This window comes from Methylobacterium oxalidis, assembly GCF_007992195.1.
Taxonomy (GTDB): Bacteria; Pseudomonadota; Alphaproteobacteria; order Rhizobiales; family Beijerinckiaceae; genus Methylobacterium; species Methylobacterium oxalidis.
Genome location: NZ_BJZU01000049.1, coordinates 17,245 through 34,730 on the forward strand (window position 1 = coordinate 17,245; position 17,486 = coordinate 34,730).

Below are 17,486 nucleotides of genomic sequence, written 5' to 3' on the forward strand. Positions count from 1 at the left end.
GGCCGGGAGAGGGAGGCTCGTGTCCGATCCGAAATCGGGTTTCCTACGCCGCCTGCTGAGCGGCGTCTCCGTAGAAGGTGCCGCCGGCCTCGGCCATCCGCAGGAGGTTGTCGGGCACGCTGAAGCGGGCGCCGTGCTTGGCCTCCAGGCCGCGGGCGAGGCCGACGAAGGCTTCCGCACCCATGAAGTCGATGTAGGAGAGCGCGCCGCCGGTGAACGGCGCGAAGCCGAAGCCCAGGATCGAGCCGACATCGGCCTCTCTCGGATCGGTGACCACGCCCTCGCCGACCGTGCGGGCCGCCTCCAGCGCCTGCACCACGAGGAGGCGGTGCTTCAGTTCCTCGACGTCGACGGAATCCGGGTCGAGCCGCGTCGGCTGGAGACCCTTGAGCCCGGGCCAGAGGCGCTTCGGCGCGCCCTCCGGATAGTCGTAGAAGCCCTTCTTGTTCTTGCGGCCGAGCCGCCCCTGGTTCTCGACGAGCTCAACGAGGAGCTGCTTCTGGCCCGGGTCGACCGCCTCGGGTCCGAGCTGCGCCTCGGTGGCCTTGGCGATCTTGAGGCCGAGGTCGAGAGCCACCTCATCGTTGAGCGAGAGCGGGCCGACCGGCATGCCAGCCATCCGACCGGCCGCCTCGATCATCGCCGGCGGCACGCCCTCGAGGAGCATCTTGTGGCCTTCCAGCAGGTAGGCCGTGACGCAGCGATTGGCGAAGAAGCCGCGGGAATCGTTGACCACGATGGGCGTCTTCTTGATCGCACGCACGTAGTCGAGCGCGGTCGCGATGGCGCGCTCGCCGGTGCCCTCGCCCCTGATGATCTCGACGAGCATCATCTTCTCGACGGGCGAGAAGAAATGGATGCCGACGAACTGCTCCGGCCGGCCCGACGCCTTGGCGAGGCCGGTGATCGGCAGGGTGGAGGTGTTGGAGGCGAAGATCACGTCCGCGCCGATCACCGCCTCGACCTTCCCGATCACCTCGGCCTTCACCTTCGGATCCTCGAACACGGCCTCGATCACGAGGTCGCAATCCTTCAGGTCCGCGTAGTCCGCGGATGCCTGTATGCGCGCGAGGAGCGCGTCGCGGTCGGCGGTCTTGGCGCGGCCCTTGTTGATCTGGTTGGTGACGAGCTTGTGGGCGTAGGCCTTGCCCTTCTCGGCGGCCTCCACCGACTGGTCGAGCAGCACGACCTCCATGCCGGCATTGGCGCTGACGTAGGCGACGCCCGCGCCCATGAAGCCGGCGCCCACGACGCCGACCTTCCGCACGGAGGTCGGCGCCACGTCCTTCGGCCGCCGCGCGCCCTTGTTCAGCTCGCCCATCGAGATGAACAGCGTGCGGATCATCGCCGCCGCCTCGTTCGAGCGCAGGATCTTGGCGAAGTACCGGCTCTCGACCTTGAGGGCGAGATCCATCGGGAGCTGCAGGCCCTCGTAGACCGACGTCAGGATCGCCTTGGCGGCGGGATAGTTGTCGTGCGTCTCGCGGCGGTAGATGGCGTTGGCCGGCGGCCAGATCATCATGCCGGCGGGCGAGTAGACCTTGCCGGAGGGCGCCTTGAACTTCGGGACGTCCCAGGACGCGACGGCGGAGCCGCCGCCCTTGATCCACGCCTTCGCGCTGGCGACGACCTCGTCCTTCGGCGCCACCGCGTGGGCGAGGCCCATGTTCTTCGCCATCAGTGGGCGGATCTGCTCGCCCTTGAACAGCATCTGGAGCGCGTCGCCGGTCTGCATGAGGCGGGCCACGCGCTGGGTGCCGCCGGCGCCCGGGAACAGGCCGACCTTGATCTCGGGCAGGCCGACCCGGGTCTTGTCGTCGTCCGAGAGGACGCGGTGGTGGCAGGCGAGCGCCAGCTCGAACGCGCCGCCGAGGCAGACGCCGCTCACCGCCGCCGCGAACGGCTTCCCGCAGGTCTCGAGCTTCCGGTAGAGCAGGCTCAGGCGGCGCGACTCCTCGAAGAAGTGGCGCATCGCCGCCTCCTCGCCCTGCTCGGCCCTCATGCGTTCGTACTCGCGGCCGAGTCCCTGCAGCATGGTGAGGTCGGCACCGCCCGAGAAGTTGTCCTTGCCCGAGGTGACGACGCAGCCCTTGATCGCCTCGTCGCCCGCGACGGCGTCCACGATCTGCGCCAGTTCGTCCATCACCTCGGGGGTGATGACGTTCATCGACCGTCCCGGCATGTCCCAGGTGGCCAGCGCGATGCCGTCGGCGTCGGTCTCGAAGCGGAAATTCGTGAGATTCATCGCTGATCCTCGGGTTCGCGTCGGCGGCCCGATCGTTCGGGCCCCAGGTCGTTCGGGCTGTCCCTCGCCGCGCGGGACGGAGTTTCAGGGTCGCGGCGCCAGTTCTTGGGGCGGGGCCGGGACCCGAAGGTCCCGGCCGCCTCGCGTCGGGGCGGCACCGGCCGGAGCGGCCGTCCGTCCCGAGGCGCGCCGCCTCATTTCGCCGGCATCGGCATGCCGGCGGGCGCGCCCTGGTTGTCGCCGGCGGCGGCGACCGTCAGCATGTTGATGAGCTTGGTGACCGCGTTCTGGGAGATCGTGGTCACGGTGGAGGACGGGTCGGCGTTCAGCGCCTGGAACTTCTGGTAGGTCTTGTCGTCGTAGATGCCGTTGATGTGCTTGAGTTCGTCGAGCGAGAACTTGCTCGCGTACTCCTTGGCGAGGCCCTCGACCATGATCTCGCGCTGCTTCTCGAACTCGGCACGGATCTCCTTGCGGATGGCGTCGGCCTTCTCGTCCTTCATCGGCGCGACGGTCTTCTCGAGGGCGACGTTGAAGCCGGTCTCGAGGTTCTTGATCACGGTCTTCTGAACGAGGGCCTTGGCCTGCGTGAGCTTGTCCGCGGCCTCGTCGGCGTGGGCGGCGAGCGGCAGACCGAGCGAGGCGGTCAGCAAGAGGGTGGCGAGCAATCGCGTCATCGTGGCGTTTCTCCCGTGGATGGTATCGAGGCCGTGCCGCCGAACGGCGGGGCCGGCCGCCCTCTACCAGCCCAGGCAAGGGTTTGGGAGGCGCGGCATCCGCGCCGCACCCCCGGCCCTTGCGGTGTTCACACCCGCTCGATGATGGTCGCCGTACCCATGCCGGCGCCGATGCAGAGGGTGACGAGAGCCCGCTCCTTGCCGGTGCGCTCCAGCTCGTCGAGCACCGTGCCGAGGATCATCGCGCCGGTGGCGCCGAGGGGATGGCCCATCGCGATGGCGCCGCCGTTCACGTTGACCTTGGCCGGGTCGAGGTCGAACGCCTGCTGGAAGCGAAGCACCACCGAGGCGAAGGCCTCGTTGATCTCGAACAGGTCGATGTCCGACAGCTCCATGCCGGCCCGTTTCAGGACCTTGCGCGTCACGTCGACGGGGCCGGTCAGCATCAGGGCCGGGTCGGAGCCGATATTGGCGAAGGCGCGGATACGGGCGCGGGGCTTCAGTCCGGCACCGTTTCCAGCCTCCTTCGAGCCGATCAGCACGGCTGCGGCGCCGTCGACGATGCCCGAGGAATTGCCGGCGTGGTGGACGTGATCGACCGCCTCGACGTCCGGGTGCGCGTCGGTCGCCACCGCGTCGAAGCCGCCCATCTGGCCCATCTGAACGAAGGAGGGCTTGAGGCTCGCTAGCGACTGCATGTCAGTGCCCGGCCGCATGTGCTCGTCGCGGTCGAGCAGCGTGATGCCGTTCACGTCCTTCACGGGCACGACGGAGTTCCGGAACAGGCCCTCGTCCCAGGACTTCGCCGAGCGCTTCTGCGACTCCACCGCGTAGGCGTCGCAATCGTCGCGGCTGAAGCCGTACTTGGTGGCGATCAGGTCCGCCGAGACGCCCTGCGGCATGAAGTAGGACTTGATGGCGATGTGCGGATCGACCGGCCAGGCGCCGCCGGAGGCCCCGAGCCCGACGCGGCTCATCGACTCGACGCCGCCGCCGACGGTCATGTCGTGCTGGCCGGCCATCACCTGCGCGGCCGCGAAGTTGATCGCGTCGAGGCCCGAGGCGCAGAAGCGGTTGATCTGCACGCCCGGGACATGGGTGCCGTAATCGGCGACGAGGGCGGCCGCGCGGGCGATGTCGCCGCCCGCCTCACCGACAGGATCGACGCAGCCGAGCACCACGTCGTCGACGAGGCCCGTGTCGAGGCCGTTGCGCACCTGGATCGCCCGCAGGGCGGCTTCCGCGAGTCGGAGCGCGGTCACCTCGTGCAGCGAACCGTCCGGCTTGCCGCGCCCGCGGGGCGTGCGGACGTGATCGTAGATGTAGGCCTCGGGCATGTGCGTTTCCCTGATCTGTTCGTCGCCGCGCGGGGTGCCTCCGCCGCGTCGGCGGGGAGACAGCGTCGCGTCCTCAGAACGCCTCGACCGGCAGCGCCATCGTCGAGTCGGCGCCGGCCTTGATGCGGGTCAGGCGGAGTGCCGTCTCCGGCAGGACCCGCTCCATGAAGAAGCGGCCGGTGACGAGCTTGCCGTCCATCCGCTCGGCCGAGCCGGCATCCTCCTGCTTCCTCGCGGCCGCCGCCTTGGCGATGCGCGCCCACATGTAGCCCATCGCGACGAGGCCGAGGAGGTGCATGTAGTCGGTGGCGCCGGCGCCCGCATTGTCGGGCTTGGCGAAGGCGTTCTGCATGAACCACATCGTGGCGCCCTGGAGGTCGTTGAGCGCCGCCTGGAGCGGGCCCGTGAAGGCCTTCAGCACCTCGTCCTCGTTGTGGTCCTTGATGAAGGTCTGCACCTCGCCGAGGAACGCCATCATGGCCCGGCCGCCGTCGCGGGGCAGCTTGCGCCCGATCAGGTCCATGGCCTGGATGCCGTTGGCGCCCTCGTAGATCATGGCGATGCGGGCATCGCGCACGAACTGCGACATGCCCCATTCCTCGATGTAGCCGTGGCCGCCGAACATCTGCTGGGCCATGACCGCGTTCTCGAAGCCCTTGTCGGTCAGCACGCCCTTCACCACCGGCGTCATCAGGCCGAGCTGATCGTCCGCCGCCTGCCGCTCCTTCGCGTCCTGCGACCGGTGCAGGATGTCCGATTGCAGGGCCGTCCAGAGCGCCAGGGCGCGGGCCGCCTCGTTGAAGGCGCGGATCTGCATCAGGGTGCGGCGCACGTCCGGATGCACGATGATGGGGTCGGCCGCCTTGTCCGGCGCCTTGGCGCCCGTCAGCGCGCGGCCCTGAAGGCGGTCCTTCGCGTAGGCGACGGCGTTCTGATACGCGACCTCGGACTGGCCGAGCCCCTGCACGCCGACCGCGAGCCGCGCCTCGTTCATCATCACGAACATGGCGTTGAGGCCACGGTTCTCCTCGCCGACGAGCCAGCCGCGGGCGCCATCGTAGTTCATGACGCAGGTGGAGTTCCCGTGGATGCCCATCTTGTGCTCGATCGAGCCGCAGGACACGCCGTTGCGCTCGCCGACCGAGCCGTCCGGGTTCACGAGGAACTTCGGCACCACGAACAGGGAGATGCCCTTGGTGCCGGCCGGCGCGCCCTCGATGCGGGCGATGACGAGGTGGACGATGTTCTCGGAGAGGTCGTGCTCGCCGGCGGAGATGAAGATCTTGGTTCCGGTGAGGCTGTAGGAGCCGTCGCCGTTGGGCACGGCCTTGGTCTTGAGAAGGCCGAGATCCGTGCCGCAATGCGGCTCGGTCAGGTTCATGGTGCCGGTCCAGGCGCCCTCGACCATCTTCGGTACGTAGGTCTTCTTCTGCTCCTCGGAGCCGTGGACGAGGAGCGCGGCGATGGCGCCCTGGGTCAGCCCCGGATACATGCCGAGCGCGAGGTTGGCGCCGGAGGCGAATTCCTGCATCGCGGTATTCAGCGTATGGGGCAGGCCCTGGCCGCCGAACGCCTCCGGCACCGAGAGGCCCATCCAGCCGCCCTGAGCGTAGGCGTCGTAGGCCGCCTTGAAGCCCTTCGGCGTCGTCACGCAGCCGTCGGCGTTGCGGGTGCAGCCCTCTTGGTCACCGACGCGATTCAGGGGCGCCATCACCTCCTCGGCGAGTTTGCCGCCCTCGGCGAGCACGGCCTCGACCACGTCGGGTGAGGCGTCCGCGAAGCCCGGAAGGTTGTCGTGGCGGTGGAAGCCGAGCACGTCGTTCAGGAGGAACAGCACGTCCTCGACCGGGGCGCGGTAGCTCGGCATCTCGTATCCTCCGTCGCGGGGCTCTTGCTCGCCCTCGATACCACGGCCTCGCTCGGCGGACCGCGATTCTCTCGATAGTTCATATGTAAACTATCTGGCGGGTGGAGGGCAAGAGGGTGCCGGTGCCGGGTGCCGCAGCCGAACTGTCCGGAACGAGACCGTGCTTAACGGGGTGTTTACCAAGAAAGTTAATTGTTCGGGGAACCGGCTCGGTCTGCGCAACCAGCATTATGGGCGCGCGGACGGGTGGCCGGCACCGGAAGCTGCCGAGCCCAGGCCCGACGATGACACGCAACGCCAACCCGAGCTTCGACGGCTTCGACCCGGACGTGCTGGACGCCGCCCGGGAGGTGGCCCGGCGCGCCGGCGTGCCGCTCGAGACCTGGATGGCCTCGGTGCTCCCCGCCGAGAAGAAGCCCGGGCGCCGCCGCCGGTCAGCCCAGGAACCCGCAGGCCGGGAGGAGGGCGCGTCCGAGGCGCCCGCACCGCAAGGAGCGCCCGAGGCCGAGATCGCGCCGACGACGATGCCCGACCCGCGGGCGACGGCCGCCGATCCGGGCGAACGCTTCTCGCGGACGCTCGACGCGCTGATGAGCCGCCTCGACGCGATCGACCGCACCATCGCAGAGGATCGCCGCACGAGCCGCGACGCGGCCGGTCGGCGGATCGACGAGATCGAGGCCCGCATCGCCCAGGCGGTCGGCTCCGGCACGGCGCCCGTGCAGCAGGTGGCCGAGCGACTCGGCGACATCGAGCGCCGCATGACCGAGCTCGGCGAGCAGCTCGCCGCCCCGCGGCCGCTCGGGCGCCGGGGCCGGCCCGCCGACGCCGAGAAGCGCGATGCCGTCAGCGAGATCCGCCAGCGCCAGCGCGAGCTCGGTGCGGCGCAGGGTGCTTCGCCGCCCACCGAGGCCGGCACCGTCGGCGCACTCCAGCGCGACCTGGAGAGCCGCCTCGAAGCCTCCCGCAGCCCGTCTCCCGCCATCACCGAGCTGCAGCGCGAGACGAGCCGCCTGCGCGAGTCGATCGGCGGCCTGGCGACGGGCCGCGACGTCGGCGCGCTGGAGCAGGCCATGCTGTCCCTCGCCAACGGCGTGGAGCGGACGCAGAAGCCCGCCGACCTCGCCGCCATCGCCGCGCCGATCGAGCTGATCCGCGTGCAGGTGGAGCGCCTCGCCGATGACGTGGCCGACAACGTCCACGCCCGCGTCGCGAGCGACGTCGAGCGCCTCGCCGCCCGGGTGGACAAAGCGCTGAGCGGTGGCGCGGCCGGCTTCGCGGATCGCGACGCCCTCGCGAATCTGTTCGGCGAGCTCGACGAGATCCGCCGCCTGATCGCGTCGCTCGCCGGGCCGGAGCGCATCCAGAGCCTCGCTCAGGGCGTGCAGGCGATCAGCGCCCAGATCGCGCAGCTGCCGCGCGGCTACGGTGCGGACCAGTCCGAGATGGCGGAGCTGCGCCCGCTGCTGGAGGAAATCCGAAGCGGCCTCAAGGTGCCGAACGCGGGCGATCTCGCGGGCCAGATCCAGGCCATGGCGGCCAAGCTCGACGCCCTTCAGGACAGCGCCGACCGCTCGGCACCCGCCGAGTCGCGGGCCATCCTCGGCCGCATCGATGCCCTCGCCGACCGGATGGAGCGCGTGAGCGCGAGCCCCGTGGGCGATCTCATCGACCGCCTGGAGGATATCGGCGAGAGCCTGCGCAAGCCCGCGCCGCAGGGCGCCGAGCTGGCTTCCATCCAGGCGCAGCTGCGCACCCTCGCCGAGAAGGTCGACCGCGTCGGCGCGAGGGACGGCAGCGAGGGGCTCGACGCCCTCGAGCGGCAGGTGCTCGCCCTGACGAACCGGATCGACGCCCGCGGTGCCGATCCGACGCTCGCGAGCCTCGAGCGGACGATGAGCGAGCTCCTGAGCCAAGTCTCAGCTCTGCGCGACGAGGTGCCGATCGAGGCTGCGGCGGAACTCGCCGCCCGCACCGCCGTGGCCGAGGTCGTAGGGCGCTCGCACGATGCGGGTGCGATCGGCGACCTGCGCACCGCCTTCGCGGACCTCGTCAGCCGGCACGAGGCGTCGGACCAGCGCCTGCAATCGACCCTCGTGGGCGTGCAGACGGCCCTCGACCGCCTCGTAAACCGCCTCGGCACCCTCGACGGCGCCGCCCCGCGGCAGCCGCAGGCCCTCGAGGAATCGGTCGAGGAGCGGCTCCTCGCCTCGACCAGCATGCCGACCGCGCGGACCCGTGCGGCCAAGCGGCCGGAGTTGCCTCGCGTCGCGGTCGGCGCGACCGCGCCCGCCGCCGGTCCTGGCCGGGTCGCGGACGAGCTCCTGGAGCCCGGCGCCGGGCGGCCCCCGCGCGAGCGCGCCGTCGAGCCTTCGGAACCCGCCGAGGCTGCCGACATCAAGACGAGCTTCATCGCCGCCGCCCGCCGCGCCGCTCAGGCGGCCCAGGCCGAGGTCGCCTCGGAGGCGAGCCTCGCCGCGGACCTGCGTGGCGAGCGCACCGGCATCCGTGCCTCCGTTGCCGCGCCGCGCGCGGCCGGCCGGGCGTCGCGGCTCAAAGCCGAGATCGACCGCCGTCGCCGCCCCTTGCTGCTGGGCCTCGCGGCGATCGTGCTCGTGCTCGGCGCGCTACAGGTGATCGGGCTGCGCGAGGATTCGGCCCCGCCCGCTCCGCAGGTCGTCGAGGCCGCCCCGCCACGCGAGACGCCTGCTGCTGAAACGCCCGCGCCCGCCCCCGCTCAGCCGAGCGCCGCGCCGTCTTCGTCCCCCGCCGAGCCCGCCCGCAGCGCGGCGCCCGCCGACCCGCAGACCACGCAGGCGATCGACCGCTCCGGATCATCCGAGCCGGCGCGTCCGGCGCTTGCCAAGTCGGCGGCCCCGCAGGTCGCCGGGATGGGCAGCCTCGCGGGCGACCTCGCCGGCGTGCCGGCCGGCCTGTCCAAGCTGCGGCAGGCGGCGCTGGAGGGAGACGGCGCCGCGATCTACGAACTCGCCGCCCGCGAGGCAGACGGGCGCGGCATGACCCGCGATCTCGCGCTCGCGGCGAAGCTCTACGAGAAGCTCGCGGCGACCGGCTACGCGCCCGCGCAGTACAAGCTCGCCGGCCATTACGAGAAGGGCTCCGGCGTGGTGCGCGACCTCGGGCAGGCGAAGCTCTGGTACGGCCGCGCCGCCGAGCAGGGACATGCTCGCTCGATGCACAACCTCGCGGTTCTCTACGCGGAAAATCCGGGGCCGTCCGGGCGTCCCGACTACGCCACCGCGTCCTCGTGGTTCCGCCGCGCGGCCGAGTTCGGCGTGCGCGACAGCCAGTACAATCTCGCGGTGCTCTATGCCCGCGGCATGGGCGTGACGCAGGATCTCGCGCAATCCTACGCGTGGTTCTCCGCAGCGGCCGCCCAGGGCGACGAGGACGCCGGCAGGAAGCGGGATGACGTCGGCGCCAAGCTCCCCGCAAGCGATCTCACCGTCGCCCGCAGCATCGCCGCCGGTTTCAAGCCCCGCAAGCCCGAGCCCGCCGTCAACGAGCCGCCGGCTCCGAAGGACGCGCCCGCGGCGATGACGCTTCTCGGCGCGCCGCCGCCGAACGCGATCCCCGGCACCTTCACGCCGCCGAAGAACCGGATCTGAGGCGAGGGCTCGGGCAAAGCTTGGCCATATTGCCGCAGCGCGGGAACCGCCCGCAGCGCCGGCCGTATACCCGTTCGGACGCGTCGGCCTTCAGGCCGGCGCCTTGCAGCCGGGAGTGCGGATGCCGCGCGTGACTCCGGTTCCGGTTGGAGCCGTCATCCTCGGTGTTGCCGGGCTCATTCCCTTCCTCGGTTTCGCGGCGCTCGCCGTGAGCGGGAGCGACGGGGGACTCGGCACCATCGGCCTGTCGCCGCGCACGATCCTGTCCGCCTACGGGGCGGTGATCGCCTCGTTCCTCGGCGGGATCCGCTGGGGCGCTGCGGCCGCGCGAAACGCCGGCAACGCCGACTACCTCATCGCGATCGTGCCCTCGCTCCTCGCCTGGGCGGCTCTCGCCGCACCGGCCCCCTGGGACCTGCGCATCCTGGGCGGCCTCGTCCTCGCCTGGGGCCTCATCGACCAGGACCTGCCGCGGCGCGGCCTCGTGCCGGTCTGGCTCGGGCGGCTGCGCCTCGTCCTGTCCGGCGTGGCGGGCGCCGCACTGCTGATCGCCGCCTGAGCCGCGCTCAGTCCCGCGCCAGCATGGTGCGGCCGATCGCGAAGACGCGCCCGTCGCCGAGCAGATGCGCCGTGAAGCCGTTCGGGAAGAGCGGCTCGAAGGCGCGGTCGCGCACGTTGAGACCGCCCGCGTAGGCGCCGAAGGCCGGCATGACGAGGCGGTGCCCGTCCGTGACGAAGCAACGTCGGCGGACGGCGCGTCCCCGCATCGCGACCTTGCCGCAGGGGTGGAGATGGCCGGCGATCTCACCGTCCGCGACACCCGGCGTCGGTTCGTGCCTCAGCGTCAGACCACCGAGCGTCAGGGTCTCGGCATAGCGCCCGCCGACCCCCTCGTTGACCGCCGCATCGTGGTTCCCGGCGATCCAGACCCAGTCGCGGCCCTCCTGCAGGGCCGCGATCATGGCCCTGTCGCCGGGCTCCATCCGATCGGGACCCCGCGCATCGTGGAAGGAATCGCCGAGCGCGACCACGCGGGCCGGGTCGAAGCGGGCGACCGCCTCGTGCAGGCAGGCCAGCGTCTCTCGGGTGTCGTAGGGCGGCAGGAACTGGCCGGAGCGCGCGGCGTAGGCCGAGCCCTTCTCCAGGTGCAGGTCGGAGACGACGAGCGTCCGGTGCGCCTCGAGCCACAGGCCGCCGCACAGGTCGAAGGTCAGGCTCTCGCCCGCGAGCGTCAGGCCGGAGGGCCGAACAATCTTCTCAAGTCTCTGGCCGAGCGCCAAGATCGCATCCTCTCGCGTGGGAGGGGCGTCATCGCTCACGCCAGCGCCTCTTCGAGAAGCTGCGCCTCGGCCTCGGCCAGAATCTCGTCGGCCCCTTCGCCGTAGACCCGCTCGCGCCCGATCTCGAGCATCACGGAGACGGAGAGGGGAGAGACGCGGTCGAGCGCCTTGTGGATGATTCGCCCCTGGATGCGCCTTAGCATCATGCCGAGCCGCCTCACGTCGAGGAGTCCGGTTGCCGCATCCTGGCGGGCTGCACGCAGGAGGAGGTGGTCGGGCTGGTGCTTGCGCAGCACGTCGTAGACCAGGTCCGTCGAGATGGTGACCTGCCGCCCGGTCTTCTTCTGTCCGGGGAAGCGCCGCTCGATCAGCCCCGCGATCACGGCGCATTGCCGGAACGTGCGCTTCATCATCGCGGATTCATCGAGCCACGCCTCGAGGTCGTCGCCGAGCATGTCCTCGGCGAAGAGATCCTCCAGGAAACGGGGCTCGAAGCCGATGCGCTCGCTGAGGTCGCGGTTCGTCCAGATGGCGATGCCGTAATCGTTGGCCGCGAATCCGAGCGGGCGAAGCCGCGCCCGCTCCAGGCGCCGGGTCAGCAGCATGCCGAGGGTCTGGTGGGCGAGGCGCCCCTCGAACGGGAAGGCGGTGAGGTAGTGGCGCCCGCCCCGGGGAAAGGTCTCCACGAGGAGGTCCCGCGGGCCCGGCAGCAGCGAGCGTCGGCGCTGCTGGAGGAGGTAGTCGGAGACCTGCTTCGGCAACCGGTCCCACTCGAACGGGTCGGCGATGAGGGCGCGCACGCGCGCGGCGAGGAAGGTCGAGAGCGGGAACTTGGCGCCCGCGTAGGAGGGGATGGCCGGGTCCGTCCCCGGGCCGGCCTTGGTCACCAGCGCCTCGTCCTCGGCGAGCCCCTCGAAGCGCAGCACCTCGCCGGCGAACAGGAACGTGTCGCCGACGGTGAGCGTCTCGGCGAAATCCTCCTCGATCTCGCCCAGCACGCGCCCGGTCTTCGGCAGGACGGTGCCGGGCTTGCCGCGCAGCGAGCGGGCGAGGCGCACCTTCACCGTCGTCGCCTCGATGATGGTGCCGACATTCATGCGGTACTGCTGAGCGGTGCGGGCGTCACGCACCCGCCAGAGCCCGTCCGGCCCGCGCAGGATCTTGGCGAAGCGCTCGTAGGCGCGCAGGGCGTAGCCGCCGGTCGCTACGTAGTCGACGACCTGCTCGAATTCCTCCCAGGTCAGGCCCACGTAGGGCGCCGCGGCCGTCACCTCGTCGTAGAGGGCGACCGGATCGAAGGCGTCGGCGCAGGCCATGCCGAGGACGTGCTGGGCGAGCACGTCCGGCGCGCCGATCCGCGCGTCGGGCGTGTCCTGCGCGGCCTCCTCGACGGCGTCGAGGGCCGCCCGGCACTCCAGGATCTCGAATCGGTTGGCCGGCACGAGATACGCCTTCGAGGGCTCGTCCATCCGGTGGTTGGCGCGCCCGATCCGCTGCATGATGCGGCTCGCGCCCTTCGGCGCGCCGATGTTCACCACGAGATCGACGTCGCCCCAGTCGATGCCGAGATCGAGGGTGGCGGTGCAGACGATCGCGCGAAGCTGGCCGGCCGCCATCGCGGCCTCGACGCGGCGGCGCTGCTGCGCATCGAGGGAGCCGTGGTGGAGGGCGATCGGCAGCACGTCGTCGTTGAGCCGCCAGAGCTCCTGGAACGTGTATTCCGCCTGGAGGCGCGTATTGACGAAGACCAGCACGGTCCGGTGCGCGCGGATCAGGTCGTAGATCGCGGGCATCGACTGGTAGGCGGTGTGCCCAGCGAGCGGCAGACGCCGGTCGATCTCCAGCATGCGCAGATCGGGCTTGGCTCCGCCCTGGACGACGACGAGGTCGGCCAGGGAAGGCGCGTCGGGGGCCTTCTGCGGCACCAGGTACTTCCGCAGCTCGTCCGGCTCCCGCACCGTCGCGGAGAGACCGATGGCGGTGAGCCCCGGGCTCAGGCGGTGCAGCCGGGCGAGCGCCAGCGACAGCAGGTCGCCGCGCTTCGAGGTGACGAGGGCGTGGAGCTCGTCGAGCACGACGCAGCGCAGCTCCGCGAACAGGGCCGCGGCCTCCCGGTGCGCGATGAGCAGCGAGAGCTGCTCAGGGGTCGTCAGCAGGATGTCGGGCGGCCGGTCGATCTGGCGGGTGCGCTTGTGTGCGGGCGTGTCGCCGGTCCGGGTCTCGACGCGCACGGGAAGGCCGATCTCCGCGATCGGCGCGTCGAGGTTGCGGGCGATGTCGACGGCGAGCGCCTTGAGAGGCGAGACGTAGAGCGTGTGCAGGCCGCCGGCCTTCGCCCCCTTCGGCCTGCCGGCCAGCGCGACGAGGCTCGGCAGGAAACCAGCCAGCGTCTTGCCGGCCCCGGTCGGTGCCACGAGGAGGGCGGAGCGGCCGCTCCCGGCGATCCGCAGCAGGTCGAGCTGGTGCGCCCGCGGCCGCCAGCCCCGCCGGTCGAACCAGTCCGAGAAGATGGGCGGAAGGAGCGGATCCCCGGACAAGGTCCCTCAGACGAGGGCCGTGAGGAAGCGGTCGATCAGCTCAAGGGCGCGCTCGGTCATCTCGCCCGGGTAGCGCACGAAGACGTGGCAGCCTCCGGGATAGACCGCCGTGTGGCCGCCGTTCCCGGCCACCGCCCAGCGGGCCGACATGTAGAGGGTGTCGTCGATGAGCGGGTCGGCGGTGCCGATGGTGAAGAGGGCCGGCGGTAGGCCCTTGAGGTCGGCGTAGAGCGGCGACACGTCCGGCCGCCGCCGGTCGACGCCGGGACGCACGTAGTCGTCGGCGAAGCGCGTCAGGTCGCGGGTGTTCACGACGAGGCGTTCCTCGCCCCAGTTGCGCACGCTCGGCGTGAGGCCGAGATCGTAGAAGCCCGCGTTGAGATTCGCGCCGCGGAAGGCGCGCGGCATCTTGTGCCGGTCGCGCAGGCGCAGGAGCACCATTACGGCGAGGTGGGCGCCGACCGACTCGCCGCCGATCGTCAGCGCCTGCACGCCGAGCTGGGCCTTGCCGGGGCCCGCGAGCCAAAGCGCCGCAGCCTCGCAATCCTCCAGCGCGGCGGGGTAGGGGTGCTCCGGCGCGAGGCGGTACTCGACCGAGAGGCAGACGAAGCCGCAATTGTCGGCGATGCGCTCCAGCCACGGGTCCTGCTCGTCGGCCGAGCCCCAGACCCAGCCGCCCCGGTGGATGTGCAGGTAGGCGCCGCGCGGCGACTGGCCGGGCTTCAGGCGCGGGCGGATCACCCGCAGCGGCAGGGCGCCGCCGGGTCCAGCGATCGTCATCGTCTCGGCGCGCGCGCTGCGCGGCATGGCCGGCGAGGCCTGCGTGCCGCGGCGGCGGCGGGCGCGGACCTCCTCGATCGGCAGGTCCCAGGGGTCCTCCTGCGCGGCGTGCGCAGCGACGATCTCGGCGTTCAGCCGCTTCGTCTCGGGATCGATCGTCGCCGGGTCGAAGAGGGCGTGGTCGATCATCGGTCGTTCGTCTCGTCGGTGGGTTTCGAGCGTAACACAGTTGTGCGCAAGCTTGGACGGCGCGTCCGGCTTTCGCACAGGTCGTTGACCAGGCAAGGATCATCGGCGGCGGCCGTGATCTTGGCGGGTCCGGGCCGCATTGCCATTTCGAGGTGACCCGCGAAACCGCCTAACGCCTCAGTCGCCGGCGGGTTTCGCGGAAGGTGTGACGCTTCCGTCACGCTTCCGCCGGGTTCGGGCGGTTGAGAAGGGGCGATTTCGCCGAGGGACACGCATGATCGTCGAGCACGACCCGCGCCGCCAGGGCTCGCACTACCAGGCGCCGCCGCACGGCTACCGCGAGCCGCACGCCTCGGCGCTGCGCCGCTTCCTCGGCGGCTCGCCGACGGGGGTGTTCCTGCGTCTGCTGTTCCTGTCGATCCTCGTCGGCGCCTTCATGGCGATGCTCGGGCTCACCCCGGCGCGCCTGTTCTGGCACGCCTACGACACGCTGCGCGCGCTGGTCGATCTCGGCCTCGACGCGTTCCACGATTTCGGCGGCTGGATCCTCGCGGGCGCCGTGGTGGTGGTGCCGCTCTGGCTGATCTCGCGGCTGTTCGCGGTTTCGAAGTAGTCCCGTCTCCGCTCCGCGTCGGAGCGGAGGAACCGAGCCTCAGGCGGATCCCGCGCCCATGCACTCCCCCGGCCCCGTGACAGGCCGGCGCGTCCTCGCGCTCGCCCTGCCGATGACGCTCGCGAACGTCACGACCCCGCTTCTCGGCTTCGTCGGAGCGGCGGTGATCGGGCGGCTCGGCGACGCGGCCCTCCTCGGCGCCATGGCGCTCGGGGCGGTGATCTTCGACGCGATCTTCTGGTCCTTCGGCTCTCTGCGGATGGCGACCGCAGGGCTCACCGCGCAGGCGGTGGGCGCGCGCGACGGCGCGGAGGTCGACCGCACCCTCGCGCGAGCGCTGGCCGCCGGCGGTCTCGCCGGCCTCGCCATCGTGATCCTGCAGGTGCCCCTCGGCGCTGGCGCCATCGCGGTGAGCGGGGCGAGCCCGGCGGTGGCGGAGGGGCTCGCGAGCTACTTCCACGTCCGCATCTTCGCCGCACCCTTCACCCTCGCGAACTACGCGGTGCTGGGCTCCGTGCTCGGGCGCGGCCGGACCGATCTGGGGCTGCTGCTGCAGGTCGTGATCAACTGCGTCAACATCGCGCTGACCCTGCTCTTCGTCCTCGGCTTCGACTGGAGCCTCGCCGGCGCGGCGGGGGCGACCCTGCTCGCCGAGGCCGCCGGGCTCGTCCTCGGCCTCGCAATCCTCGCCCGGCTCGGCACCCGTCCGTTCCGGGTGCCGCTCGCGGCGGTGCGCGATCCGAAGACCCTGAGGCGCATGCTGAGCGTCAACCTCGACGTGCTGATCCGGACCCTCGCCCTGGTCGCGGGCATCGCCCTGTTCTCGGCGCTGGGCGCCCGGATGGGCGACACGGTGCTCGCCGCCAACGCGGTCCTGTGGAATCTCTTCCTGATCGGCGGATTCTTCCTCGACGGTTTCGCCACCGCCGCCGAGACCCTGTGCGGGCAGGCGGTCGGCGCGCGCTCGGCCGAAGCGTTCGGCCGGGCCGCCCGGCTCAGCCTCGTGTGGTGCCTCGCCTTCGGCCTGGGGGTGAGCCTGATCGCCTATCTCGGCGGCGGCCTGTTCATCGCCTCGGTGACGACGAACGCGGAGGTGCGGGAGGTGGCTCGGCAGTACCTGCCGCTCGCGGCGCTCGGACCCGTCGCGGCGGCGACGCCCTTCGCCTTCGACGGCATCTATATCGGGGCGACCTGGACCCGCGCGATGCGCGACCTGATGCTGGCGGCCGTGCTCGCCTACACGCTGGTGCTGGCCGGGCTTGTCTGGGCCGGCCTCGGCAACACGGGCCTGTGGATCGCCTTCCTGACCTTCCTGGCGGCCCGCGGCGCGGGACAGGCGCTCGCCTACCCGCGGCTCCTGCGAAAGACCTTCGCCCTGGAAGCCGGTCCCGCGCCCGAGCCGGCGCGGGGATGACGTCGTGGAATCCGCCTCAGCGGGGGTCCTTCCAGGCCGTGCCGGAGACGGAGCCGGTCTGGCTCGGCGCCCGTGGCGTGAGGCTGGGCTGGGCTGCCGAGGACGCGGCCGGCTCGGCCCCGCGCTGGACGTAGCGGCGCACCGGGGCGGCCTCGGCCCGGGACCGGCGATAGGCGCGGACCCTGCGGTAGCGGCGTCCGCTGGCCCGCTCCCTCGACGAGCCGACCACGCCGCCGATGACCGCGCCCGCCACCGCCCCGATCGGGCCGCCGACGATGGCCCCGGCCACGGCGCCCGAGCCGACGCCGATCGTCGTGCTGCTGCCCGCGAGCGCCGCCCGCGGCGCCGCACCTGCGGCGGCGAGCATCAGGCCGAAACAGACCGCCTTCATGGCAAGCTTCATGGCGTGTCATCCCCCATCTGTGCGCCGGCTCTGGCAGCCGAACGTGACCAAACGGGGGCGTATGGGAGCCCGGCCGGGGCGCTCCCGGCCGCTCACAATTCTCCGGTGAGGAACTGTGCGCGGCCGTGGCCGAAGCTCCAGTCCTCGTCCGAATTGACCACGCAGGAGACCATCACGTCGGCCGGCGCGATCCCGCAGCGCGCCTCCAGCTTCTCGGTCAGCAGGCGGTAGAAGGTCTGCTTCATCTCCTGCGAGCGCGGCCGCGTGATCATCTGCACGACCACGACGTCGCGCGTGCGCGGGATGTCGAGGCCCGTATCCTCGATGATCATCCGCGAAGGCTTGTGCTCGGTCACGATCTGGTAGCGGTCGCCCGGCGGCACGCGGAACGCCTCCAGCATCGCCTCGTGCGCGGCATCGAGCAATGTCTTCAGCTCGGCCTCGGAGCGGCCCTCGATCAGATCGAAGCGAAGAAGCGGCATGGGATCTCTCGTTGAAGCATCGGGGGGCCTACC

Annotated in this window: 13 protein-coding genes; 4 read left to right on the forward strand and 9 right to left on the reverse strand. The window is 71.5% G+C overall.

Going from position 1 to position 17,486, the window contains the following annotated elements; translation table 11 throughout:
• Positions 1-43: 43 nt before the first annotated feature.
• The 4 genes from MOX02_RS12940 to MOX02_RS12955 all read right to left on the reverse strand — a co-directional run bounded on the left by MOX02_RS12940 (position 44) and on the right by MOX02_RS12955 (position 6,126).
• On the reverse strand, positions 44-2,245 hold the full coding sequence (locus MOX02_RS12940) for a 3-hydroxyacyl-CoA dehydrogenase NAD-binding domain-containing protein (RefSeq protein WP_147026206.1): 2,202 nt from the start codon (positions 2,243-2,245) through the stop codon (positions 44-46).
• A gap of 194 nt (positions 2,246-2,439) precedes the next feature.
• Positions 2,440-2,922, reverse strand: a complete 483-nt coding sequence (locus MOX02_RS12945) for a DUF2059 domain-containing protein (protein WP_147026207.1) — start codon at positions 2,920-2,922, stop codon at positions 2,440-2,442.
• Between the two features lie 128 nt (positions 2,923-3,050).
• Entirely contained in the window at positions 3,051-4,259 is a 1,209-nt protein-coding gene (locus MOX02_RS12950; RefSeq protein WP_147026208.1) for an acetyl-CoA C-acetyltransferase, read from the reverse strand.
• Positions 4,260-4,332: 73 nt separating this feature from the next.
• Positions 4,333-6,126 (reverse strand): acyl-CoA dehydrogenase C-terminal domain-containing protein, encoded by a 1,794-nt coding sequence (locus MOX02_RS12955; RefSeq protein ID WP_147026209.1) that lies wholly within the window; start codon positions 6,124-6,126, stop codon positions 4,333-4,335.
• A gap of 284 nt (positions 6,127-6,410) precedes the next feature.
• Here MOX02_RS12955 and MOX02_RS12960 point away from each other — a divergent pair, with 284 nt between their 5' ends.
• Together MOX02_RS12960 and MOX02_RS12965 are read left to right on the forward strand one after the other, a co-directional pair.
• Positions 6,411-9,755: an SEL1-like repeat protein gene (locus tag MOX02_RS12960; protein ID WP_147026210.1), complete on the forward strand. Its 3,345-nt coding sequence runs from the start codon at positions 6,411-6,413 to the stop codon at positions 9,753-9,755.
• Positions 9,756-9,876: 121 nt separating this feature from the next.
• Entirely contained in the window at positions 9,877-10,314 is a 438-nt protein-coding gene (locus MOX02_RS12965) for a DUF3429 domain-containing protein (RefSeq protein ID WP_147026211.1), read from the forward strand.
• Between the two features lie 7 nt (positions 10,315-10,321).
• Here MOX02_RS12965 and pdeM read toward each other — a convergent pair whose 3' ends face one another.
• From pdeM to MOX02_RS12980, 3 genes are read right to left on the reverse strand one after another with little or no spacing between them, the layout of a single operon-like run.
• Positions 10,322-11,035: a ligase-associated DNA damage response endonuclease PdeM gene (gene pdeM / locus MOX02_RS12970; RefSeq protein WP_147026212.1), complete on the reverse strand. Its 714-nt coding sequence runs from the start codon at positions 11,033-11,035 to the stop codon at positions 10,322-10,324.
• Between the two features lie 35 nt (positions 11,036-11,070).
• Entirely contained in the window at positions 11,071-13,572 is a 2,502-nt protein-coding gene (locus tag MOX02_RS12975; protein ID WP_147026213.1) for a ligase-associated DNA damage response DEXH box helicase, read from the reverse strand.
• A 6-nt stretch (positions 13,573-13,578) separates the two neighbouring features.
• Positions 13,579-14,541, reverse strand: a complete 963-nt coding sequence (locus MOX02_RS12980; protein WP_147026214.1) for an alpha/beta hydrolase — start codon at positions 14,539-14,541, stop codon at positions 13,579-13,581.
• Between the two features lie 274 nt (positions 14,542-14,815).
• On the opposite strand from MOX02_RS12980, the gene MOX02_RS12985 reads away from it, so the two are divergent.
• Complete coding sequence (locus tag MOX02_RS12985) at positions 14,816-15,154, forward strand: DUF6460 domain-containing protein (RefSeq protein ID WP_147026215.1); 339 nt, start codon at positions 14,816-14,818, stop codon at positions 15,152-15,154.
• Positions 15,155-15,212: 58 nt separating this feature from the next.
• Positions 15,213-16,568, forward strand: coding sequence for an MATE family efflux transporter (locus tag MOX02_RS12990; protein WP_147026216.1), 1,356 nt, complete (start codon positions 15,213-15,215; stop codon positions 16,566-16,568).
• Between the two features lie 16 nt (positions 16,569-16,584).
• Here MOX02_RS12990 and MOX02_RS12995 read toward each other — a convergent pair whose 3' ends face one another.
• Positions 16,585-16,971, reverse strand: coding sequence for a hypothetical protein (locus tag MOX02_RS12995; RefSeq protein ID WP_176601344.1), 387 nt, complete (start codon positions 16,969-16,971; stop codon positions 16,585-16,587).
• A 92-nt stretch (positions 16,972-17,063) separates the two neighbouring features.
• On the reverse strand, positions 17,064-17,453 hold the full coding sequence (locus MOX02_RS13000; protein ID WP_147026217.1) for a tautomerase family protein: 390 nt from the start codon (positions 17,451-17,453) through the stop codon (positions 17,064-17,066).
• Between the last annotated feature and the right edge of the window lie 33 nt (positions 17,454-17,486).